At 38.6% G+C, this 24641-nt stretch carries 16 protein-coding genes; 5 read left to right on the top strand and 11 right to left on the bottom strand.

The annotated features are described in order from the left end of the window. Positions 1 to 263: 263 nt before the first annotated feature. The 10 genes from MKZ24_RS03650 to MKZ24_RS03695 all read right to left on the bottom strand — a co-directional run bounded on the left by MKZ24_RS03650 (position 264) and on the right by MKZ24_RS03695 (position 18010). Positions 264 to 1910: a DUF6119 family protein gene (locus tag MKZ24_RS03650; RefSeq protein ID WP_340781334.1), complete on the bottom strand. Its 1647-nt coding sequence runs from the start codon at positions 1908 to 1910 to the stop codon at positions 264 to 266. Between the two features lie 1091 nt (positions 1911 to 3001). Then, entirely contained in the window at positions 3002 to 5029 is a 2028-nt protein-coding gene (locus MKZ24_RS03655) for a DUF262 domain-containing protein (RefSeq protein ID WP_340781335.1), read from the bottom strand. Then, positions 5026 to 6546 carry a DUF262 domain-containing protein gene (locus MKZ24_RS03660; protein ID WP_340781336.1) on the bottom strand — a complete coding sequence of 507 codons (1521 nt, stop codon included), beginning with the start codon at positions 6544 to 6546 and terminating at the stop codon, positions 5026 to 5028. Before MKZ24_RS03660 ends, MKZ24_RS03655 begins: the two co-directional genes overlap by 4 nt. Before the next feature lie 115 nt (positions 6547 to 6661). Further along, positions 6662 to 9571, bottom strand: a complete 2910-nt coding sequence (locus tag MKZ24_RS03665) for a type I restriction endonuclease subunit R (RefSeq protein ID WP_340781337.1) — start codon at positions 9569 to 9571, stop codon at positions 6662 to 6664. A gap of 49 nt (positions 9572 to 9620) precedes the next feature. Then, complete coding sequence (locus MKZ24_RS03670; protein WP_340781338.1) at positions 9621 to 10766, bottom strand: restriction endonuclease subunit S; 1146 nt, start codon at positions 10764 to 10766, stop codon at positions 9621 to 9623. Next, on the bottom strand, positions 10759 to 12258 hold the full coding sequence (locus tag MKZ24_RS03675; RefSeq protein WP_340781339.1) for a type I restriction-modification system subunit M: 1500 nt from the start codon (positions 12256 to 12258) through the stop codon (positions 10759 to 10761). The genes MKZ24_RS03670 and MKZ24_RS03675 overlap by 8 nt, the downstream gene beginning before the upstream one ends. Then, the gene (locus MKZ24_RS03680; protein ID WP_340781340.1) at positions 12251 to 14671 is read right to left on the bottom strand and encodes an N-6 DNA methylase; all 2421 of its coding nucleotides are present in this window, start codon (positions 14669 to 14671) and stop codon (positions 12251 to 12253) included. The genes MKZ24_RS03675 and MKZ24_RS03680 overlap by 8 nt, the downstream gene beginning before the upstream one ends. 123 nt (positions 14672 to 14794) lie before the next feature. Next, the gene (locus tag MKZ24_RS03685) at positions 14795 to 16417 is read right to left on the bottom strand and encodes a restriction endonuclease subunit S (protein WP_340781341.1); all 1623 of its coding nucleotides are present in this window, start codon (positions 16415 to 16417) and stop codon (positions 14795 to 14797) included. A gap of 552 nt (positions 16418 to 16969) precedes the next feature. Next, positions 16970 to 17431, bottom strand: coding sequence for a hypothetical protein (locus tag MKZ24_RS03690; protein WP_340781342.1), 462 nt, complete (start codon positions 17429 to 17431; stop codon positions 16970 to 16972). Positions 17432 to 17620: 189 nt separating this feature from the next. Continuing rightward, positions 17621 to 18010: a hypothetical protein gene (locus MKZ24_RS03695; protein WP_340781343.1), complete on the bottom strand. Its 390-nt coding sequence runs from the start codon at positions 18008 to 18010 to the stop codon at positions 17621 to 17623. A 263-nt stretch (positions 18011 to 18273) separates the two neighbouring features. Here MKZ24_RS03695 and MKZ24_RS03700 point away from each other — a divergent pair, with 263 nt between their 5' ends. The 5 genes from MKZ24_RS03700 to MKZ24_RS03720 all read left to right on the top strand — a co-directional run bounded on the left by MKZ24_RS03700 (position 18274) and on the right by MKZ24_RS03720 (position 22473). Then, positions 18274 to 18630, top strand: a complete 357-nt coding sequence (locus MKZ24_RS03700; RefSeq protein ID WP_340781344.1) for a helix-turn-helix domain-containing protein — start codon at positions 18274 to 18276, stop codon at positions 18628 to 18630. A gap of 951 nt (positions 18631 to 19581) precedes the next feature. Next, positions 19582 to 20511, top strand: coding sequence for a ParB/RepB/Spo0J family partition protein (locus tag MKZ24_RS03705; RefSeq protein ID WP_340781345.1), 930 nt, complete (start codon positions 19582 to 19584; stop codon positions 20509 to 20511). A 2-nt stretch (positions 20512 to 20513) separates the two neighbouring features. After that, positions 20514 to 21470 (top strand): tyrosine-type recombinase/integrase, encoded by a 957-nt coding sequence (locus MKZ24_RS03710; protein WP_340790038.1) that lies wholly within the window; start codon positions 20514 to 20516, stop codon positions 21468 to 21470. A 67-nt stretch (positions 21471 to 21537) separates the two neighbouring features. Beyond that, positions 21538 to 21711, top strand: coding sequence for a helix-turn-helix domain-containing protein (locus MKZ24_RS03715; RefSeq protein ID WP_340781346.1), 174 nt, complete (start codon positions 21538 to 21540; stop codon positions 21709 to 21711). A 504-nt stretch (positions 21712 to 22215) separates the two neighbouring features. Next, on the top strand, positions 22216 to 22473 hold the full coding sequence (locus MKZ24_RS03720) for a hypothetical protein (RefSeq protein WP_340781347.1): 258 nt from the start codon (positions 22216 to 22218) through the stop codon (positions 22471 to 22473). Positions 22474 to 23369: 896 nt separating this feature from the next. On the opposite strand, the gene MKZ24_RS03725 is transcribed toward MKZ24_RS03720, so the two are convergent. Continuing rightward, the gene (locus MKZ24_RS03725; RefSeq protein ID WP_340781349.1) at positions 23370 to 24494 is read right to left on the bottom strand and encodes a site-specific integrase; all 1125 of its coding nucleotides are present in this window, start codon (positions 24492 to 24494) and stop codon (positions 23370 to 23372) included. Positions 24495 to 24641 lie beyond the last annotated feature (147 nt).

Consider the following 24641-nt stretch of genomic DNA (forward strand, 5'->3'; position numbering starts at 1 on the left):
GCATATAACTCTTTGTTTCACGTAAAGAGAGCCTTTGTTTTAAGGCTCTCTTCGTAATAAATTTATTCAGAATCCATCTTGTCTTGACATGTTTCACAAAAATCAGAAGCACCAATGAATTCCTCTTCATATCTCATTCAGGTTGAAATATCATTCTCTCAACCACAGAAACGCACATATGCCATAATCTTTAGAAAAATCCAAGCTCAAGTCTTTAGTGTTTGATCCAATTATTTACGAGAGTTCAACATAACTACTCTCTTTCAATCTCGCGAGTAATTTATCTTCACCATAGGTTGATATCCCAGTAATCGAACTTCTTTTTTCCACTGATCTAATTTGTTCTTTAAGATCAGCAAGTTTAAGGCATTTATATTAGGAGTGTTATCAATTAAAGGTAAATCTCGTCTTTCAAGCACAAACCATAAATAGACCTTCTCAATTTTCACATCGATAGCTACCTCTCGTCTATGATATGCTCTTATAGCCTCGATAGATTGATCAACAGCATAGCATAATTTACTTGAAGTCTTTCCAAACTTCACAGCATACATAGCATTATCCTTGTATATATCCATCACTTCTAATTTGTGTTTACCTAGAGCCTCAAGTTCTCGATCAAAGTTAGAAAAGCCCAGTCCACGCTCCACCAGCCAATCGTTATAATATCTTTCTTTATAATACTTTTGTTTAATCTTTTTATGAATTTCCGCTTCACTTAAAGTAAGATATATTTCGGCTCCACGCTCCTCCTGATATTTTGTTTCAATATATCCTTCGTGCGATGCTTTACTGAAATTAAGTTGATCATCATATTCTATGGGAAGCTCAGAGATGGAATCCTTTAAATATTGCAAATAGTCTTCATTGTAAATATACCAAGATCCATCCGAGAGTAAGGAATTCGAATCCTCGTTTGTATAAAAAATCAACTTTTCAATAGTAGTAGTATATTCAGATCTCCCATCGATCCATACAACAACTCTAATGTCTAAAAGGTCTTCTCGAGCATTAAAACCATATTCTTGTAAAAAAGAGTGTACTGTCTCATGGTTAACTCTGTCATATTTTTTACTTTTGTATTTATGTTTTAATTCATATTCGTGATTATCGTTAAATACTATTCGTGTGGCGTGAATTTGGTATTCAGAAAAATCTATTAACATTAAGTCATTCTCTATATCCCGTTTCATCAACTCTTTTAAGGTATTAATCTCCCCTAGCTCTTTCACTGACTTAAAGTAGGGAATTTTAACCGTTTCTACCTCTTTGGCAATAGTAGTTTCAATGTGATTAATTATATCTGCTATGTTCTCAAGTGTATTATTTTCTGTTGTAAGCCTTACTGAATTTCCAATTTCGATTGTTTCTGCAAATAAGTTGAATTGGTTTGGTAATGATATTTTTGCTTTCAATTTTGTTAAAGCCTCGCCGCTGCCCAAATCAAGACTCTCATAATCCAAGTATGTATTGACCGTTCTATTTCTCTGTGAGTTGGGATTAGTGATTGCTATAGTTCTAACATTAAGATATTTTAGGCGCCGGGCAAAATTGAATGCCCACTCTTTATCTGAAAACTGATCTATTTTGAAGTAGGAGTGCCCGAAAGTAATAGCGAATAAGAAACCTTGCATTTCAACCAAAACAACAGCCTTTGGGGCTCGATTAATATTTAAATTTTGGTTTCCAAATGCATTAAGAACCCAATTCCAAGATAATGTTTTATCATCTCCCCCTCTACCGAAATAAAGTGTCATCTGATAATTCACCACTTCTATTTCTCCAGTTATACTGTTAGGGTGCTGACGTGAACATAATTGTGCCCCTCTTGTTCTGTAGTGTTCTTCTAGGTGAGCTCTAAGGCTTGCATGTTTGTTTGATAAAATCTTATACAGATTAATTACCGCCACAAAAATACCCCCGCTCAAATGCAATTAATTATCCATAAATCAAGTTTAACAAATCCGCTCTAATTGCTCTACCAAATATTTCACTTAAAGGATTATGATTCAATTAAAAATTAACAATACCTCCTCAATAGATCCCTCTATATAAATACAGGTCTTATTTTATTTACACCTTCTTTTATTATTAAAAATGCTCAGTCGTTAAATTTTGCACTGCATCATTCTATGAACAGAAAAAAGGGCATCACATTAGGTGCCCCTACATCAAAACCCTGCAGACTGAAGTAGCTGAACGGCTGGATAGAACTAGAATGACTAAATACTGACTTTCCTGATGTTGTTCCTTACATAGATGAACTCATTAGTAGTGTTGATTTGTAAGGAAACCAACCAAAGGGCTAGCAACTTGTTAAGGCATAATATGAAGCTAACTACCAAACTTCCAGTGTGGATTGCTGTAATAAAGCAAAAACATATTTAATCTGATGGTAGGATTGAGGTGACTGTGAAGGCGATGAATAGCCATTAAAACAGAATATGTTGATATAAGAGTCGCGAAGAATTACAAAATGACCAAGAGCAAAGTACTTTCCCTCTTTCCTCTTGTTTTTCTCGAAAAGGAAAAGCGGGTGAAAAGAAGGGTAAGGGGTTAAACAGTGGTTGTAGGGGGATATTGGCCGCAAACAATTCTTATATTAATATAACTGTCCTGGCATAATAAACAGTGTCTACTTAAAAACAAAGACTGGAAACTGCTAGGGCCATTTCCCCTGCATTTTTCCAGTCTTTTACTTATACTACTGTTATCAGTGCAAATGAAGCTCAATCTAATACTTCACTAAAAGCTAATGTGTTGAGGGTTTACAGGCACTTTGCTTGCTTTTCACAAGCACTAGATTCTCATTGTTTTGCTCGTTGTTATTTTAATTATTTATTACTTGTATTCAACTTTTCTAAATCAGAGTGGACTGGACAGTCTTTTCAATCTATCATGTCCGGTGGTCATGCAAAATCACAGTAAATCTTATCTATTTAGTCTTATTCTCAAATCGCTAGAACTTTCCTGGTATAAGGTCGCTTGGAGTGCTACAAAATCATCTGGAGATAAATTCCGCCGTTTCGAGAATCGGGTCGTCTGATTGTGATTCAAATACAACCTTATTAGTTCCGTTTGCAACCTTGAATTTCTCATTACTAAAGCTTACAGTATATCCCTTTGCATAAAGGTAGTGCTGTACATGAATCCCCAATTCACCGTCAAATTGTGATTCTATCTTCCGGCTTTTCAATTCCTCGTACAGTGCTGAAAGAAAAAGTGCATAATTGTAGCCATTTGACCATTTGTTTTGTATGAGGTGCATTTCCTTTCGGAGAACACGCAATCGCAAGTGAGAAACACTCATCCAATTAAACAATCGTGGATAGCGTATTAAACAATACCGCCAATCTTTTTTAGATACTACCGATTTTGCAATTATCTCTTTCAACTGTGCTTGTATATCAATATTTGGGTCAAGTGCGTCAAGAAGTTGTCTAACAACATTGCCACAATTCGCGAACAACGATTTCAAACTGGGGGTACTTGCAGCTTCATTCGGGTCGTCAACGCACAGTGTTTTAAATTGGCTTACAGGGAGTGTGTAGTCCCCTAAAGTAAGTAATGCACGGCGTAATAAATGCCCCTGTTTTGGTTTGCTGCTGTCAAACATGAGGGATATTTTATTCCAGTATTCTATATATTTTTCTTTCTCAAATTTGTCATCATAATTCTTTACAAGGTAGAGTGCTGAACGAATCTGCCCACTGAAATAAAGGTGTTGTTCTGCCTTGTATATTTCTTCAGCAAAACTCTCATCTGCGATAATTATCCGTGCCTTTATCTGTTCCTCTGCTATTTGTTGTTGATTAAAACCAGAAACTTTCCCATTTGTAGAAAAGTAGACCAGTAAGGTATTCCAATTTTCGGCGAGGGTGGTAATGCTTCCGGTTGCATTGCGGTATAAATTGATTATGTCCAATGTGCTGTTAAGCGTTAGGTTTCTAATAATCCTCATCCACTGTTTCAATGAACCGTTATCTACACCCTTTGCCTTAAACAAATACGTTGTTACAGCGTGAAACAACACACGATTAGTATAGGTACGTCCCTCGGTCAACGCATTAAAAATCAGAACCCTTACATCTTTATAGGCAGGGTTTTTACATAGAAAGTTAAGCGTATAAAATGCCGTTTCAAAAACTTCTGCATCTATCTTACTATAGTCAAGGTTGTTCGCCCAATTCTTGTCGTCTTGTATTATCCCTTTGTTCATCAACAAAACACCAAAGAAAGCATAATACGTCTGGTCGAAATCATCTTTATGTTCTGCCCAAAAAAGGTCTGTCCAGTCGCAGTCAAAAAAAAGTTCGAACTTATTGATATAAGGCAGTTCCAACCTTTTAATCCTACCGATTAATCGTGCTTTGAAATTTTCAAATTCTGTCAGAGGTTTCCCACGCGCATTTAATTTTATATACAAGCTGTCCTCCATGCCGAGGTCTTGCATATCTAAAAACTTAAAAGTAAGAGGTTCAACTCCTACATCTGTCAGCTTCTCAGCAAGGTGTTCTATGTTACCGAATGTTGCCTGTATATCATCGAGCATAACAAGAACGGATTTGATAGTTGGGTCGTGTGTCCAACCTGAAACAAACCACTCAGAATCTTCTATCTCTGCAGATGGTATTGTTCCCGATGCAAAAACAGCAGCACGGTTATTAGTCAATGCTTTCAAAAATTCTCGAGATGTTATACGGGTTTCGTATGTGAATTTATGTAAAATATGCGTTTTAGTTTTGTCATTGTGGAACGCATATAAGTGCAACAAAAAGAGCGTTGTCAAACGCTGTTGCCCATCAATTGGTATAAATTTTTCGCCTTCGACTTTTCCATACACGAAGTTAAGGTCAAGTGGCGGTGTTTCCCCCAGAATAGCGGCTCGCATATCATTGAGCAAATTCGAACGCACTGTTTTTGCATGGGTATCTTGTCGCCCTTGTGCATAATCCCGCTGAATAATTGGGACTTCAACCTGATAATCATCAAGCAGTTTGAATAAGGTATCAATTGTCTTTTCGCTCATTGTCCTGACCTCCCGTTGAAGAATGTGTTCAGCGTTTGGTTTACTGCGGAAACATACTCTGCTTTATCTTTTTCGTGCCATACATCCATATCATCCAGATTTTTCGAATACACCTTCAAGAAAACGTTTTTTGTACACAGCGGTACAAAAAGACCCTTGGATTCACGTTCAATAATTATCTTGCGTTTATCAAGGAATTGCGCTTCCTTATAACTACGATTTGTGTGACAGTCAAGCAAGGCAAGGTTGCCGAAGCTGTCATCTGCGTCATCTGTTTCATCTGCGGTTGCATGGATATGCTCTATATCCCATTGTTCACGCTTATAAATATCAAACGGAAACCGATATTGTTTTTCACTTTTACATACAAGTGTTGCAAGGTTGAAGAGCAAGAGCAGATGGCGGATTCTTTTCTTATTCGCTTTTGTATCAAGAGCGAGTATGGCTAAATCATCATACTTAATTTTCGCCTTTGAGAGCAAAGCTGTGGCAACTGCGCTTTTTCGCTTGCCGCGAGTAAGTGAAAAAATCTCTGTAATCGTTGAGCCTGTTGCTATTAGATAACCGATTATGTGATATTTATTTAAGTCATTATACCAATCGCGGAATTCGGCATACAACTTTTCAACATCACCCCATAGGGCATTGACAATTTCCATTTCGCTTCCCCTAGCGTTTTTCAAAGTTTCAGAGAATACTAAAAACGGGAAGTAATTTTGATTAGTAGATATCGGATTCTTTGCTTTAGTGTTGTAGTCATTTGCAAGCAAATCAAATAGCATATCAATACGTGTGCCACTTTGCTCTTTTTCATTAAGGAAATACCAAAAAGAATCATCTCGTAACCCTTGCTCTATCCTGTCCCACGCTATGGAAATCTCAGTTTGCCGCTTGTTTGCATCTGTGTCGAAGTTATCTTTGTTAAGGAGCAAGGCTTTAATAAGTTCTGCATTGGTGAGTGAGATTTTTCCAAGATTCACTTTTGTGAACATTGCAATAGGGTCACTATCTTGCGGGAGTTCGTACCATATAAAGAACACGCTCTTTCTGATTTTGGTATTAAGTTCTTGAATGGCAACCGACTTATCAGGTTGGGTTTCAAGCCATTTATTCATAACTTTATAGGCACGTCCCATATGATAGAAGTCAATGTTTGAATTATCAGAGTTGGTATCATCCGATAAACTCTTTAAAAAGTAACCGCTATTTTCACGCGTTTCGTAGTTCAATTCAAAAGGTGGCACGGCAGAGCGAATTTCTTGTGCTGCGATTTTCATGAAAATATAAATAGTAGTGAGGCGTTGCTGTCCGTCTACTACTTCGAACGAGCCGTCCTCGCGTTTCTTTACTATAAGCGGCTGAATACAGTACTTCTTATCGCCTGCGCTGGAAAATTCGGACACATCATCAAGTAACGCTGTTACTTCAAATTCAGTCCAACGATACCCTCTCTGATATGAAGGCACGAAAAAACTGTGATCTTTCAGGTCTCCTATTGTCTTTTTTTCAATTGCCAAATTTCTAACCTCCTAACAGTTGTCACATCTGTTCCTATTCTTCTCGACTTTTTCAATACCAACAACACCACTGCTGATCACTGAATGATCTGTCTCCCATCTTTACTTCTCCGAATTAGTAATACTGCTCAATGTACTGATAGGCTATATCAAAGACTTCTTTGTCTTTAATTTTGTATTTGACCCAGATAACACTTCGAAGAGCTTTCTTCACTTCCTGTTTTCCTGCAGTTGTACCCTGCCAACCATCGAAACGTACAATCTTAACGATATCATCTATATCGCTAACAATTCGCTCGACTATAATTGGTGTCTTTGAATTCTTCACCCCATCAAAAAGCTCTGTCAATGCTGCCTTGCCTTTGTCTACTTCTTCCTCAGGCACTACTTCTTTTTCAGCTTCTGCTGCTTCCCGCGCAAGTTCTAATAGCAGTTTTAGAAACTCAATACTGGTTATTAGCCCTTGTTCGTGTTTCTCACGGAGATTTTCAAGTTTTTCTCCTAACTTAACGAATTTAACATCATTACTGTGTTTTCGAATTTTCGCGACCAAATCAATTTCAACTTTGATCGTTGTCTTTCTCAGATCCTTTTGTTTTTCAATGAATGCATCGATTAAATCTGCATCCATCGTAAGAATTTCCATGTCATCATGTACTTCTCCCACTTGCAGATTCTCGTGAACCAATTCCAATGTCTTTGCTCCGAGTGCTGCCCAAATCAACCCGCCTCTTCCATCAGTAGGCTTCACCGATTCGAATACTCTTGTCAACCATCGGAAATCAAATTTCATTGGATTCAGGAACGGATCTGGCGAAAGCGCATCCCACGCTCTATTGAGCACTTTATAATCGGCTCCAAATTCGTCTTTGATTTTATTAGTTGGCAAACATTCTTGTGCAGCAATCAAACCTTCCCAACCATCTATTGTACGATCTACTCCCATGAAATAACTCAAGCACTTACGCATTAGTGCAGGGATCTGCTTTTTGACTTCTTCAATATTCGAAATGACCTTTTTCATACTCGATTCATCAAAGTCCAAAGCTGTTGCTACATTATCAAAAACACCTATATAGTCAACAATCAAACCATGTGTCTTACCTTCATCATAGGTTCTGTTAGTACGACAGATGGCCTGCAGCAAGTTATGATCTTTCATTGGCTTATCAAGGTACATAGCCTGCAATATAGGTGCATCAAAACCAGTAAGAAGCTTTGACGTTACTATAACAAGCTTCAGTGGGTCGTTAGGTTCTCTAAATCTATCTAAAATCTTTCCTTCTGCGTCCCTATCACGTCTATATGCTTTATATTTGTCTTCCTTGTCATTGTTGGTGTCCATAACAATTGTAGTTGCATCCGGACCTAGCAATTTATCAAGTTCTTCTTTATACATAAGACAGCACGCTCTGTCATAACAAACAACCTGACCTTTGTATACATTCGGTTCAATTTTCTCCCGGTAATGCTTCGCTATATGCTCACATATCTTTCTGATACGCTTGCGGTCATACATAATTGCTTTCATATTGACCCTTCGAGATAACTCTGCTTTATCTTCTTTAGATAAGTTCTCTGTTAATGCTTCGAATTCAGCATCGAGCTTTTCTCTATCCACATGCAGGTCAACTGGTACCGGTTCGAAATTCAATGGTAGCGTCGCATTGTCACGGATTGAATCCGAGAAGGAATACTTGCTCATATATCCACTCTTATCCTCAACTGCACCAAACGTATTGAAAGTATTCTTATCAATACGATTGATCGGTGTACCTGTAAGGCCAAAGAAAAACGCATTCGGAAGAGCAAGACGCATCTTACTACCTAAATCGCCTTCCTGAGTTCTATGAGCTTCATCAACCATAAGAATGATATTATCTCTAGGGTTTAGTTCTTTTTTAATATCACCAAATTTAAAGATTGTTGTAATTCCAATCTTTCTCTGGTCCCCTAAAAAGAAGGATTCTAAGTCGTCCTTTGAGCCAAGACTAACGAGATTAGGAATATCTGATGCGTTAAATGTAGCAGTTATCTGCATCTCTAGGTCAATTCGGTCGTCAACTATAACTACTGTTGGATTGTTTAATTCAGGTATCATTCTAAGTTTCTGTGCCGCAAAAACCATCAGCAAGGATTTACCAGAACCCTGAAAATGCCAGATAAGACCTTGTTTTGGGTATCCAGTCTTTACGCGTTCCACAATAAGATTCGCACCCTCAAATTGTTGATAACGGCATATGACTTTATATTTGCGATACTTTTTATCAGTTGCAAATACTGTAAAGAATTGAAAAATGTCCATGACCTTTTCAGGTGTAATCATATCTGCAACACTAATTTTTACATCAGCAAGACTTCCCTCACTTTTATGATCCGGAGTGTGCCATGGACCCCACATTCCAATTGGCATGCAAACTGAACCATATCTATAACATTTGCCTTCTGTAGCAAAATTGAATATGTTAGTTACAAACATGCCTGGTATACTCTTTTCATATGCAGCTATGTCTCCAGCAGCATCCAACCATGTTATAGAATTACGAACGGGCGTTTTCAGTTCACCAATCGCCACAGGAAATCCATTAATCAGAAGAACAATATCAAGCCTTTTACCATTCTCTTTTTGTGGATATACCCATTGATTTGTGACAACATATTCGTTCAACCCTTGGTCTTCTTTAGTCATCGTACCAAAGAAACGAATGGGAATCATACGGCCATCTTTGCCGAAAGGATAGGAGTTCTCCTCAAAAATCATCTTCTTGAACAGTTCATTCTGCGTTACCAGGTTATGTGGCTGAACTGTCAATATGAGCGTACGCAGTTTATAGATAACTTCATCTGCGCGAGATGGTTCTTCAGCAATTTCAGGGTTAAGACGAATAAGCGCCTCTTTAACCATAGTCTCAACCATTACGTCAGAGTATTCACGTAGTAATTCTGTGGGCGAGATATACTTCCAACCATTACTTTTGAGCGTTGTAAGTACCATTTGCTCAATCGTATTATCTTCATTAAACATCAAGTGTCACTCCTATCTTCAACAAATTAAGAAATGCAAAGAAATCAGTCTATTCAATGTTTTCCAAGATAATACTTTTGCAGGTAGCATCCAGTTCTGCAAGAGCCTGTTCTAGTTCTAATTTTGATTTGTCAGCCTGTTTGTATATTTCAGCAAGGCGATCTTGTGCCGCGATCGTGGGACAGGGGATAGGGAGTTTTCGGACATCTCCAATGTTAATGCCTTTTACAGCAACCCCTCTAATCAACTCCTGCACTATCTGTTGCAAAATGGGCGTTTCTAAAACCCCTCGTATAAAAACCCTGTTGTACTCAGGTTTTATTGAAAGCCTGGCCGTATCTTGCGTAATGTTCGCCCCTTTAAGTGTTTCGGGGACTTCAGCCAATCGTCCTACCGTCCCCCTTATGGAGATGAGCAAATCGCCCGGGATCAGCTTAGAACGCTTGTAATTCGCATCTATCTCAGGCGAGGTTAGCAATAAGTCTGATTCGTTAATGTAGCCATTTGGGAAGTCTTTGACTTTCACGACTGGCACACCACCAGCAATGCCTGTTCCAGGTTTCAAAATCCCATACGTTATAGAGCGGTCTTGCTGAATCAAGTCGTTCAAAGGCTTGTGACGTCCTTCATTGAAACAGCGCTCTACTTCCTCGATAAATTGAGATTTCACCAACTCATCCGTCTTCTGTAACATTTTCTGATAAGCTTTTTTTGTAGCGTCTATTGCCCACAGTAGCTTCGCCAACTCACGCTGTTTTTCAAAATCAGGTAGTTCAAATTCGTACTCAGCAAGGTCTGAGAATAGCACATATGGATTTGTTGATCCTTTTGACTTCATAATAGACCATTGCGTAAATCTATCTGAGAGCATAATAAATGGCAATAATTCTTGAAGAAACTTTGATTTATCGCTGGTTTCAAGTACAAAAGTCGTATTGGCTGTGACACCATCAAAATCAGCTACAGCGACCTTTTTAAGATACGTTCTCCTAGAACCGTATAATACCTGCCCTTCTTTGAATTCTCTAATAAATGCTGGCCCAACATCGTCAGTAGCAAATTTCCCTTTGCGGTGTATTTTTAAATCCTCTGTATCCATGTGATTACCTGCGACATAGAACTCGTAAGGGTTATTATTTCGGTCAACATTGTTCTTAATGTCCTTGACTACATCACCAAATCTGACTTTACTCATCACCTTCGACCTCATTTACAAGCATATTATTTAATTTCATGTAGCGAAGTTTCATGATTTCAGAGGCTGTTCTCCAGTCTTCATATCGCTCCTGTAGCGATCTTTCATCCACATCGTTCTCTTGACCAGGATGCTTAACATACAGCGGAATACTCAGCGAGAAGTTATTATCTTCTATGTCTTGGATCGTAACAACTCGTGCGAAATCTCCGTCTGTTTCATACTCGTCGTAAGCTTTGGTTATTTTCAAGATGTGCCTTTCCTCCAAGAAGCTCTGTGCACTTTTACGTTCAACTTCCTTGATTGCATTGATAAAAAGGATTTTACCACGCCGTTCCGGCCTCTTATTCATACGACATATGACGATACAAGCCTCCATCGGAGAGTTATAGAATAGATTTGGTCCTAACCCTATAATGCATTCAAGCATATCATTGCGAACAAGGTTTTCGCGCATCGTGCTCTCTTCATTTCTAAATAGCACGCCGTGCGGGAACAGAATTGCACAGCGTCCGGTTTCCTCATTAAGGCTCTTAATAATATGCTGCAAGAAAGCATAATCAGCACGCCCTTGTGGCGGTACGCCAAGGAAATTCCGACCGTATTTATCGCTAGCAAATGCTTCGCGATCCCACTGGGTGATAGAGTAGGGGGGATTGGCTAGGATCAAATCAAATTGTCTCAGCTGACCTTTTTCAATAAAAGCCGGTGCCTTCAATGTATCACCATTGACGATGTCAAAGTCTTTCACACCATGAAGAAAAAGATTCATCTTGCCAATGGCGGATGTAAGTGCGTTAATCTCTTGTCCAAAGACCGAAACATTACGCCATTCTTTTTTCTGCTCCTTCAAGTATGCAATCGTTGAAATCAACATCCCAGCACTGCCACATGTGGGATCATATATCGATTCGCCGGATTCGGGTTCTAGCATTTCCGTCATCAAGTGTACCAACGTACGGTTCGTATAAAACTCCTGCGCGGTGTGGCCGCTGTCATCAGCAAACTTTTTTATCAGATACTCATATCCCTGTCCGAGTTCGTCCTCCGGACAGTTCTTAATAGAGAGTGTTGTTGTGCTGAAATGTTCAATTAACTCCTTCAATAACCGATCAGGGAGACGATTTTTATTTGTCCAGGCGCCATCGCCAAAGACACCTTGCAGTTTGTCAGAGTTTGCATTTTCGATTTTTCGGAAAGCATTCACAATTGCAACACCAACATTCTCTGATACTGCTCGAACATCACGCCAGTGAGCGCCTTCCGGCACGATGAAACGGTGGTTCTCCTCCCACTCTAAAGCTTCTTCATCTCCACCGTAATCTTCAAGAATTTGTTCGCATTCCTCATCATAAACATCGCTGATTCGCTTGAAGAAAAGTAATGGAAATATGTACTGCTTATAAGCCCCAGCATCGATATTTGTACGTAATAGAACAGCAGAATTCCAAAGGTAGGACTGCAATTCTTCAATTGTGATACGCTTACTCATTGACATATCCTCCTTCCAGGAGAAGATTCATCATTTTATCTTCGGCTTTAACCATCTCTTCAAAAGCTTCATAATACTTTCTACGAACCTCAGCGGGCGACACCGTCTCTATTTTTTTCTTTTTAACATAATTGTTGATTGCCAGTGTATAGTCCTTACCACGAATATCATCTATATTGACGATCTCCACGTGTTCGATTACATCCTCGTAATTAGTGTAGTAATCAAACACTTTCTGGATGTCATCATCAGTCATAATGTTCTGTGCACGCTGAGGAGTATAAATGCTTGAAGCATCAATCATGCATATCCGACCTTTATGCTTATTCGGTTTGTTATTATTCAGAAGGAGGATACAAGCCGAAACACCTGTTGAATAAAAAACACCGCCTACTAATGTAATAATGCATTCCAATTTATCAGATTCGACGAGCAGTTTTCGAATCTCGCCTTCTTTACCGCTACGGAACAGTAATCCTTGGGAAAGCACAACTGCACATCGCCCGGTATTTGGATCCATGGATTTAACCATGTGCTGCAACCAAGCGAAGTCAGCATTAGAATCCGTAGGGCTTCCCCATATATTGCGACCGTAGATGTCAGAACTAAACTGCTCAGCACCCCAGTTCTTCAAAGAAAATGGAGGATTCGCAATTACACAATCGAAGGTCTTCATCTTACCGCCTTCTAAGTAATTTGGCGACCGCAGCGTATCGCCTTGAGTAACTTTAAATTCCTTTGCGCCATGAAGAAAAAGATTCATTCTAGCAATGGCTGAAGTGGCAAGGTTCTTCTCTTGACCATAGATACGGCCATAAGTAAGTTTATCATCCTTCATATAACGGATAGCTTCAATGAGCATACCTCCAGTTCCAGCTGCAGGATCATATACAGATTCACCAACTTGTGGTGCCAAGAGCATAACCAGAAGCTTTACAATTGAGCGCGGGGTATAAAATTCGCCCGCATTCTTCTTTGATAAGTCCGCGAATTTTTTAATTAAGAACTCATAACTGTCGCCCATAACATCAGCAGAATAGTTACCATTTCCGACCCTGATCTTTGACATATGTTCAACAAGGTCTTTCAATCGTTCATCCGAAAGCTTTGTTTTATCTGTCCAGTTTGCATCGTCAAAGCTGCTAAATACGCCATTAAGCGTATCTGGGTTGGAACGTTCTATTCCATTCATTGCTTTGATTATTGCTACTCCGACGTTCTCACTAACTTCGCGAACGTCCTGCCAATGGCACCCATCAGGAATAATGAAACGGTGGTTCTCAGGAAAACTAGCAAATTCTTCATCGCCCCCGGATTCTTCTAATGCGGCTTGAGTTTCTTCATCATAAACATCTGATAATCGTTTAAAAAAGAGAATTGGCGTTACGTAGCTTTTGTACTCATCCTGATTAATTGGACCACGCAGAATATTGCAGGCTTCAAAAAGGTGAGAAAAGAGTTTTTGACTTGTTATTTCTTCAGGCTCTGAAGTACTGTTTTTTAGCGCTTCATCAGCAGCATCCATTGCTAATTGGATCATTTCTTCTCTACCTCCCGTTTTTATTTTGGCTCCGGCAGACTTTTTTTTAATGCTGACGCTCCCTGAAGACTGTACTTTTTCCATCTTTGCGGGATATAAATTTTCGAACTCAAGCAGTATCCTCAGAAGCCGCTCATCAAGAAATGTCAGTGCATGTTTCCTGATACGTGTCGGCACACCGTAGTAAGCTTCTGCCACGCCTCCAGTAATTGCAGCCAACGTATCACTATCTCCACCAATAGAGACAGCGTTTCGGATTGCGTCTTCAAAATTGGAAGACTCGAAGAAAGCAACAAGTGCTTGCGGAACTGTTTCTTGGCAAGTCTCGTTAAATTGATACGTTTCCCGGATTCCATTGAGCGAGAAATTCATGGGGTAGTAGTGCTTATCAATGTAATCGCGAATTTCTAAGATATTTTTTTCGCTACGAGCCAGAAAAACTGCAACTGCAGTAGCTTCGGCACCTTTTATTCCCTCCGGATGATTATGCGTTACAGCTGTCACCTTGTGCGAAAGCAATATAACTTCTTCAATGGAATTGGCTACATAGCCACAGGCGCTTACTCTCATTGCTGCACCGTTTCCGAAGCTATAATATGGTTCAGGAGAATCACTATACATCCATTTATAGAACATTCCTCCGTAACCGCAATTCGGATAGGGTCTTCCAATAACTTGCATGGATTTAATTGCTTGGTCGCCCAAATATCTATAATCATGTTTACAGCTCATAAGTGCTTCACATATAGCTAGTGACATCACCGAGTCGTCAGTGAAAAAACACTTGTATGTTAAAAAATCAAAATCCTTCGAGCGATGATTATCCAATTCAAATCTGGAACCGACAATATCGCCAATTATAGCTCCGATCATGTGATTTCCTCCCCTGGTGCAGGGCTGATATTTCTCACTAAGTCAGTCTCAGCCTACGATTTCCTTCTTACAGACTCTTTATATAACTCTTCCAGTTCATCACGGTTATTTAAGTTAAATATTTTATTGTTTCACATTCAAAATAGTATTTTGAAGTCGCTCCATTACTTCATTCCATCTATTCTCAGCAAGACGAATGCTTTCTACATATCTGGAACGCTCCTGTTCATATTCTTCTGCGATCACTTTTTGTTCTTCAACTCTAAGCAACGGGACTTCTAGTGACTTCAAGTCTTTATAGCTAATATTGATGACGACTGTTCCTTGCTGCTTTCCTGATAAAACTTTCTTCCCCATCGGGCTATCCAAGAAAACTTTTAGGTACGTCCCTAAAAGTAGTTTTTCATTCGGCCTTATTACAATAATGTTTGATGACGCGATGCAAGGATACTTCTGTTCTTGAAAAACCGCAATTCTGATCGCTGTTCCCCGTGCTGGCAGTAATAAATCCCCTTCTCTAAGTATGTAATTCGCAACTTTCCGCTCTTCCTCTTCGATGTGATCAAGGCCCGCATAATCAATGTCATAATCATTAAGGTTCGATATATTTACGACTCCAATGCTACCATTAGCATCTTTTTTATTGATCGCCTTTCCGCGAAATACTTCAGCAAAATTACCTAATTCTTCTTTTTTCATGCTTGAGTTCTGATAACGCTGCCAATCTTCATCCACCATCCCAAAGATATGATCAACATTCCAGTAACCCATTTCCATCAACTCTTCCAGCATAACAAATGTATCATCAATGAGAACCAATTCATTGATTCCATTTTTTTTGATGTTGCTTGTAGCAGCGTCATACCTCTTAATCATTACATCTTCTGTGCGACCAGTTGTAATTGTAAACATATACGTCTTAATAGCGGTAGATGAAAATATCCCCGTTGGCAGCTCGGCTATTTCCTCCAATTTATACATGCCTTGTATAAAATCCCTTAAGTCTTTAATCGAGCCCGCAGCAAAAGTTATTCGAGCTGGAAGTACAATCACCAAAACTCCCGAACTATTCAAGTGTAAGAGCAAGTTCTCTACAGCTATCATTTCATATTCCCTACAGATGAAATCTCCGTTATCTTCACCGCGTTCTCTTGCACCAAATACAGGTACCGACAGAATTAAATCAAACTTCCTTGCTGAAAACTCATAATCATAAATACTAGTCTGTTCGACAATTACATTCACATGCTCCTTAAACATTTCATCAAGAAGAACTTTACTCACGCTATTCATAGTAGTTATGTAGAATACGCAATCAGAATGTCGGTTTACTAATTCAGTAAGGTGAGGTACAAATTTTTCAGCTTCAGGAATCAATACCATGTTAGTGTTTGGATTAATGTGTTTTTCAAATTGGTTAATCAGCACTTTCGGTATATAAAACATCTCTTTAGGATCTGCAGACGCAAGAGCCAATTCCCAATCAATATCTTCATCATCCATAGCCATAAAAGCACCGAAAAACGCCTTTGGATCCGGATATGGATTTTTCATTCCGTAACTATCTGCTATTGAAAGCATCGCCTCATAAGCTTTGTGCTCAGTAGGTTTTTTTGAATTTGATACAAACTCTTCTTTTGTCTTTTTCAATAGGAACAATGCAACGGGCAGTTCGGACTGAACAGTATATCCTCTTAGTGCATTGTAACGATTCCAAATATGTTTGAATCGCGTGTCACTACGCATCTTTGTACCCCTCCTTGCATAACGACTTACTACTAATCATAAATAAAATATATTACCATAGAGAGTTTTTGTCAATCGATATTCAATTTTGGTATTACAATACCAAAATTGAAATCTTGTCTGCTTACGGTTATGTTCTAGGTTAATGATATGGAATATATCGGGCAATAGTAAGTCAAGATATCAGTTAATTATTAGGCATTATGGAACAGCACAAATAGCAGGCTCATAGCTAACTTCAATAAAAAAACTGCTCCAAAGAGCAGTTTCTTTATCATATACTAATACTTTCGCAAACGACGTTTATTCAGTCTCACTCTCTCATGTAAGTGCCCAATATTAACCTGCTCTAGATCATTCGGATCATATTTATTCTGTAGTGCTTAATGATTCTCGTAAATTTTAAGCGCGAATACATCGGCATTCAGTCCAAAACCTATTGTTCGTTTTGGCAATCCGGTAATAACGAACAAGCCGCTTCTTTGGATTTGTCTTCAGAATACCCCAACATTCGATTTTAGGGACCACAATCAATTTGCAAATACCAACACCTTATTGTTCAATTAAAAGGTCTATATATTTATTATCAAAGTATTTATTTAACGCAGCCAAATTATATATACCTAACTCATACGCAACTCGCTCGTTATTTTCTGAGAGAGTTCCTAAATCAAAAAAACTATAATGAGTACAAATATATTCCGAGCGTACTTCTAAACTAAAAGATACGAATTTCCTTAGTCTTTCATTCAAAACAGCTTCATTTATTTCTAATTTCCTCATTAAATCTATTACTTCAATCCTACAAGTTACTCGGTTATAACCGAATTCCTTTTTTCCGTCTTTCAATATTACACTGAGAATATATTTGTCTATTTGATCAAATTTGGGGCAAATTATTTCCAATTCCACCCATTCATTCTTACCTACACTAAAGACCTGACTATTATCAAAATTACTTTCAAAAAAATCAGATAAAATTAATTTTTCAACTTCATTTCTTAATGGTTCCATAAACTCGTCCTCATTCTAAGTTGTAATGTAGTAAAATAGCCATTAAGAGCTAGTAGATGTATCCTGCCATGGCAGTGCATCTTTATAAATGTAATTAACATTTGTTGTATCCACAGCATCAGTTTATAATCTACGACATATAGATGGTAACTAATTATCCTCACAACTGATTCTATAATTAGATATTAGTCAGATCTTGATATCGGCCTCTGGACTGGTAAAAATAACACTAATCATATCCTTAGGTTTATCTCCGTTTGCAATCATAAACCGTGTACATAGACGATTCTCCGTCTCTCTAGTGTTGTATGTTAGCCCCGTAATTTTTAATTTTGAATTTTCACCGAATGGGTAATTGTTGGGGCGGAAAAAAAAGAAGTTTTTTGCGACTGCTTTTGTCTCGTCTATAGTGACGATATGTTGTTGGTCCAACACCTCAAATAAACAGACTTCCGGTTCTTTTGTAATGATGTACCGCTCTTCACCATCGATCAAAAGAGTATCCAGTTCAAGAATAAACTTCTCGCCTTCTTCGTTATCGATAACCATTGTTTCTACGGTGCTTATCATTTTCTTCATATTCTACATTCCCTTCCCAAAAATCATAGTAATCTACCTTTATTTCAGTTGGTTCAATCAAACTCTCTGGAGCTATTATTAATATTTCCCATAACTTAGCATTGATAGTATCTCCCTAATCCCCTTTTAACTCATCATCAAAAATATTTTAGAATATAATCGCATTATACTACCCTTATAAGGGTAATCAACTGTTTTTTTATACTTTAATTCTATAATTAAAAACTATAAACACCCCTACTGTTAATAGTAGAGGTGATAAGATGTCTGACTTTTTAAGAATGCTCGGAGAAAATATCCGCCAAATTAGAAAAGCTAATAATATGACTCAAGAAGCTCTTTCGGAAAAATCAGGACTTACGTATAGCTACATAAGCGATGTCGAAAGAGGAACAAGAAATCTTTCTATAGAAACACTAGAGAAAATCATTAATGCTCTCGATATCTATCCCTCGGCAATATTTAACTTCGCCCAAGTAAATATTGACGTAGGCATTGAAGATAAGAAAATGCTAATTGAATCTATTCGCGCTACTCTTTTTGAGAGATCTCTCGAGGAAATTAAATTTATTCATCAGATGACTAAGAACTTAGCTAAAACGGTCGATTCTCTGAAATAGTTTCTGCGAGGCCGCAGTTATTGAGTGGATTCTACTCAATAACTGCGGCTAATAGCCTCATTCACTGCCGGCAATGTTTCTCTAATAGACTTTTTGTCACCTAAGTTACTCGTTAAGTACCCATATTATTTCGTAATAACCAAACAAATCAAGGACTTTAGTATTGCGGCATTAACTGCGGCTAATAGCCGCAGTTAATGCCGCAATACTCTTCCAAGTTCAAGGCATAAAAAAGTTTCTTGACAATATTATCATGTGGTCATAATATATGATTCATAAACTATACAATTTATACTTCATCCCTTGACATGAGTCTTATGGGAATCTAATTCTAACAAACTTTAAACGTGTTAATATGTTTTAAATGAGCTCTGATGCTACTAACTATTATAATTGGCTTTAAGCCCTAATGGATGATTTCAATTCCCATTAGGGCTTTTTTGCGTTCAAACCTTCCGAGGTAGGAATGCTAATTACAGTCTAAATATTCAAGGCTGAGGGATCTTCTAAATGATTCTTTGGCCTTTTTATATATATGTTACCTAGACGGCAAAATATCAATTTCCGATTTTATCGGACGATCTAATCATCAGACCAAGGATCACCCCGGACGCTTGCGACCGGAGTTGGTTGAAACAAGTGATCCCGAATGGTATGGATACGCCCGTCCGCCATTCTGACTCAAGGGCTAGCAGGCAACCACAATACTTTTTATGTTGCCGGGAGGCGAGCCCATAACGGCTCACTTATGTCTCTGATACTACTCAATTCAAAAAAATAACAGCGAGCATTAATAAGAGATGTACTTGAACTTGGTTTTCGTTGAACCCCGCTCCAAGCAAGCTCTCCGGCCGCTGATTATATAGCTACTAGTTAAAGATTGCTGAAAGATATCAGCAATGCCATTGGAATAAGTCTGCCTAATTTAACTTTTTAGAGGAGGTCTAGTACATGTTTGAAACAAGAATGATTTGTGATTTAACCGTGCACCCGAGTCATGATAAGGTGATTTCGGAATGCACACCTCTCGCTATGCAATCTCTTGAGTTGAGTGTCCGTGAAGAAGGAATCTTATACCCACTAATTATCAATCAGCATAATCAAATTATTGACGGTACTACAAGATGGTTGATAGCTCAGAAGTTGGGTATTCATGAGGTGCCGGTTTATATAATCGATTCCGATTCCAATTGTAACTCTGAAGAATTCCTGCTACTTACGCTAAACAGATCTAGAAGGGATAATGAACACGATCTCATTAAGCAAGCTAAAATCGTTAAAAGGCTTTATGAGATTTACGATATCAAAAGAGGTAGGAAATTGGGACACGGTGACTCAAAAGATGCAAAATATGTAGCAGATCTTCTTAAATTTAGTCAAAGGAAGATAACTAGGTTATTAAGACTTCTTCAGCTAATTCCTTCTATTCAAGAGTTAGTTTCTCAAGACAAAATTGGAATTAGCATTGGAAACGAGATTGTATCTAAACTTAATGAGGAGCAGCAACATGCTTTTTACAATGTTATTACCAGATTAGATATTAGAAATATGGGAAGGCAAGAAATTCATACCTTGATTGAACAATTTAAGAATGACCTATTACAACCTATTGGTGAGATTTCAGAGGAGGACTTGCAAATCACAACGTTTGATGAAGTTATTAGAGCTTCTTCCGGCGAACATTTCCCATTAGTTATGAAAAATCTTTCCGAAGTTCCAGTCGAAAATATTATTAAAGACATTGTCAAAGTCTATCATAACACCACCTTTTGCTACGAAGAAAAACGTTATCCGATAAGTAAACAAAATCACATGAAACTAATTGCAACCGTTGAAACTTTATTGGGCTATCTCATGGATAAGGTGGGATCCGTAAATTGAATATGATTTCAGGTCCCTCGCCGTTGGAAGCACAAACCAAAAAGCTCTTTAGGCATATCCGTACGGGTAGTTACAAAACCCGGGCTCAATATATGGGCAAGTGTCTTAATTTTGCACGATTCTGTCATAACACTTATAAAGTCAGTAACATCCGAAACATTAACACTGATCATCTAGCAGCCTATATTGTGACCCGACAAAAAGATGATATTGCTGGAACAACAATCTGCGATGATCTTTCGGCTATTCGCTTTCTGATGCATCATGTTTCTAATCCACGGTATCAGATTTTAACCAATGTTGAAATCGAAGAACAGTATGATCTACTGTTGGGTAATGAACCTCTAAATCCGGGTAATCGCGCGTGGGCAATCAATGAATATGAAACATTCATCCAAACTTGTGAAAATATTAGTGCTTATAATCCCATTGATGTATCTGTTCTTTGCATTAGCATGGGGTTACGTATTACCGAGGCAGTTGCCTCTACCAGGTCGCAAGCAGAATATGCACTTCGCACTAGAGAGTATCAAGTCAAACACGAGGCTAAAAATGGAAGATGGCGTAAAGTCCCTTTAAGCCCTGAGGCGGAGAAAATGTTCTTACGGCGTCTACCCGAGGTGCCACGAGGAGGACACCTCTTCATCAAACCTGATCAAAAAACGCACATGGCAGTAAACGAGCATGAACACTTTTTACGTTGCATCCGAGGTAAAATAATTAGTGAGGAAGGATTTCGAACAAGAAGCATTAGAAAATCCGCAAAAACCTTTACAAATGAGATAACTTGGCATGGTCTACGTTATTCATATGCTCAGAACAAAATGAAACAACTACTTTTAAACGGGTTTAGTTACGATGCTGCTAGACAAATTGTATCTCAGGATCTTGGTCATAATCGACTGTCTGTTGTAGACGTGTATATTGGAAAGAAAGGTTGCTACTTGGATAACATTTAGAGGCAATATCCACTTCTAATATTAAAACCATTCTTTACACCTTTGAAAACAAATTGGAGGACTGAAAATGGAACCGAATCTCCTTACTATAGATGAAGCGCGAAATATTTTAAGAGTGGGTCGGAACGTAATGTATCAACTCATTAAGCAAGGACTTCCTCATATTACGATAGGTAAACAAATTCGTATTCCAAGAGAGGCACTATATAAATGGATTGAGTCTAAAATGTTTGTCTCTTGAATCGAGTAGTAGGGGTGACCAGCTCCGACTCCCACACCACCGTACATACCATGAAGAAGAGATGTTATAGATGATGATATCCATAAATACCATTGTAGCAATCATTTACCCCTAATGAGTTCTTTGCTTCCATGTCCCGCTCCACTCTTCATGCTTAGTAATGGAACGGCAGCTGACAGATAGCGGAGTCCCTTTTAGAAATCTGCCGTTATTCAACAGGAAACGTTAACTCAATGAAAAGGCGACAGTCTAGGACTTTTTTATCTCGTCCTTTGCTGTCGCTGTTTCAATTTCTAGGGTGAGTCTAGAACTTATTTTATTGAGCCTGACGGTATGCCAAATTCGAAAAGCTGCGTTACATCTGTAGTTTGATATATCCGCAGCTCCTGGTTAGAGTGATATGGCTTGACTTTTGTGGAAGGATATGGGATGATAATGTAAAGGTCAAAGTAAGTCAAGGTCAAGAGAAAATCTAGCTTATTAACATGAGGGGAATGGTCCTGAATGGCAGAAAAGAACTTTATTTCACTTGGCGGCCCTGTACAAGCGACAACCGGGCTGATTACAACGATTGCTACCAACAATGTAGCAGTTGTTGCGGCGGCTGTAGCAGCATCAGACGTGCTGCGTGACACTACTGACTCGACGAACTCCACTTCAACTGAAAGCGTCGGAGCTGTCTTCACGGAGTTTGAGAGGTATTTGCGTAGCCTAAATGTTGAATACGAAGTTCCGGAACTTGGTCGACGCCTTGAATGGTAATGTTAAGTGAGGGAGTGCGTTGCTGTAGCGCGCTACTTTAATTTAGTCCGCATTGTTCTAGGGTGAATTCTAACTTGAAATGTTAATCAAATTAAAAAGCGACAGTCTAAGACTTTATCTTCACGCCTTAGCTGTCGCTATTTTAATTTATATGGTCATTCTACCTTTAGTCGTGCTTAGCACGTTTATGGGGATGTCAGGATGCCGTCTGAAGCTGGTCCAGCAAAGCCAGCACCGCAAGAAAACCCCAGCTCCTGGTGACTCTCCCTGTAACGCCGAGTGATGTGATAGGTACGCCAGTGTCAGTGACCGGCTGCTCGCACCATAATGAAGGAACCAGAGGATAAGTAATAACATTTCGTTCTTACACCCATTAAGCTTTGAGAACAATAGACTGACAGTCATATTGTAATTAATATTATCCTTCATTTTTCATAAGGCACTTCATCCAACCCACTCAAGAACGAGCCCAACTACTTCATTGATTGGCCATGGAATGACACCATCAAATATCACATTGGGATTGGTAGATGTATCTATTAAATCTATACAATTAACCCTAGCCGAAGCGAAGAGTTATATTCAAGATGCTGCAAGAGGGAAAAAGTTAGACAATTAACAGGAAACGATAGTTGAACAACACAGTTGCAATCTATGACTTTAATTTCTTTCCACTCTTTTTCTACCAATGGAATCGGAAAATTTTTTTGTTAAATAACAAAAGCCCGAATCCGAAGATTAGAGCTTTTGTAGGTTCATTACGAACCTTAATTTGTACCTTACGATAGGCGCTCATTACGAGCTTGAATGACAACATATTACCTTCAAATCCTCTGTACGTCAAATCAAATTAGCAGTTGACACAATATCCTCGATCTATAAAACTAATCCCAGAGTTAATCCTTATCTCTCCCAAGTGCTGTACTCATCGCATTGATTGTTTTCTTATGCGTTTTATCAAACCGGTGAGTATAGATCTTGTTTGTTGTAGCCAAATCAGAATGCCCTAACGCTTCTGAGATTGCCTTTAAGTCAACACCCGCTTCATAGAGAATACTGGCAAAAGTATGACGCAAATCATGAAGTCTGATTTTGGGTAATGCATTACGCTCTAAGAATAAGCCAAATTGCTCGGTCAACGTATTCACACGATACGGCTTTCCATTGTCCTGAATATAAACATAGCCACTATCTATGTACTCATCACCCAACATCCATTTGTACTCTTCTTGCCGCTCTCTGGCCTTGGTGAGAACCTCAAACAGTTCATCCGTCATATAAAGCACACGCTTGCTCTGTTCCGTCTTAGGGGCTTTTACGATCTCTTTACTGCCTGCGCTAGTACGAACCTCTGCTATCTGAATACTTCTATCCTTGAAGTTAATGTACTTCCATTGAAGACCTACAATCTCTTCACGTCTAAGTCCCAAATAACCGGCCAGATATACGGGTAATTCAAGCTTGGTGTCTTTTACTCTGTCTAACAGAATATTTAATTGATCCCGGGTATAAGACTGGCCTACGAACCGTTCTTTCTTAGGAAGAGTTACAGCGTCCGATACGTTACGATGCACAAATTGCTGCTTCAGGCCGTAATCCAACGCTTTCCGAATACAGGCATGATGTTTATGTACAGTATTTGGAGAAAGTAGCTTGTCATCCATTAGATATTTATAATATTGTTGGATGTGTGCAGGTTGTAGCTTTTGTAACTCGAAGTTACCCAAAAAGGGGATAATATGCTTAAAGATAATATTTCTGTAACCATAAATGGTTGTCTCTTCGCAGTTATACATTACGTAGTTATCAATCCAATGCTCAAGAAATTCGGAGAAAGTCATTTTTGTCGTCTGGACCAATAAATTACGTTGCTGATTATATTCAAATTCATTCAATAACTTCTTAGCTTCGGCCTCAGAGGAAGCGGACGTATATTTCCTAATTCGTTTGCCTTTACTATCTGTACCGAAATCAAATGTAACCCGAAATTTGGTTCCAACCTTGGTGATGCTCCCTGCCATGCTATCATCTCCTAATTCTCTCTGCCGTAGGGGATTCCTCTACCTAAGGTTAGGATAGCATGCTGTAAGATATTTTGTTAATAGATAGACCTGTAGCCAAATGGACTACAGCTACCCTCAAAAATCATGCCGTTAAAAGAGTGTTGG

It is taken from the genome of Paenibacillus sp. FSL R7-0297 (genome assembly GCF_038009025.1).
Classification (GTDB): domain Bacteria; phylum Bacillota; class Bacilli; order Paenibacillales; family Paenibacillaceae; genus Paenibacillus_AQ.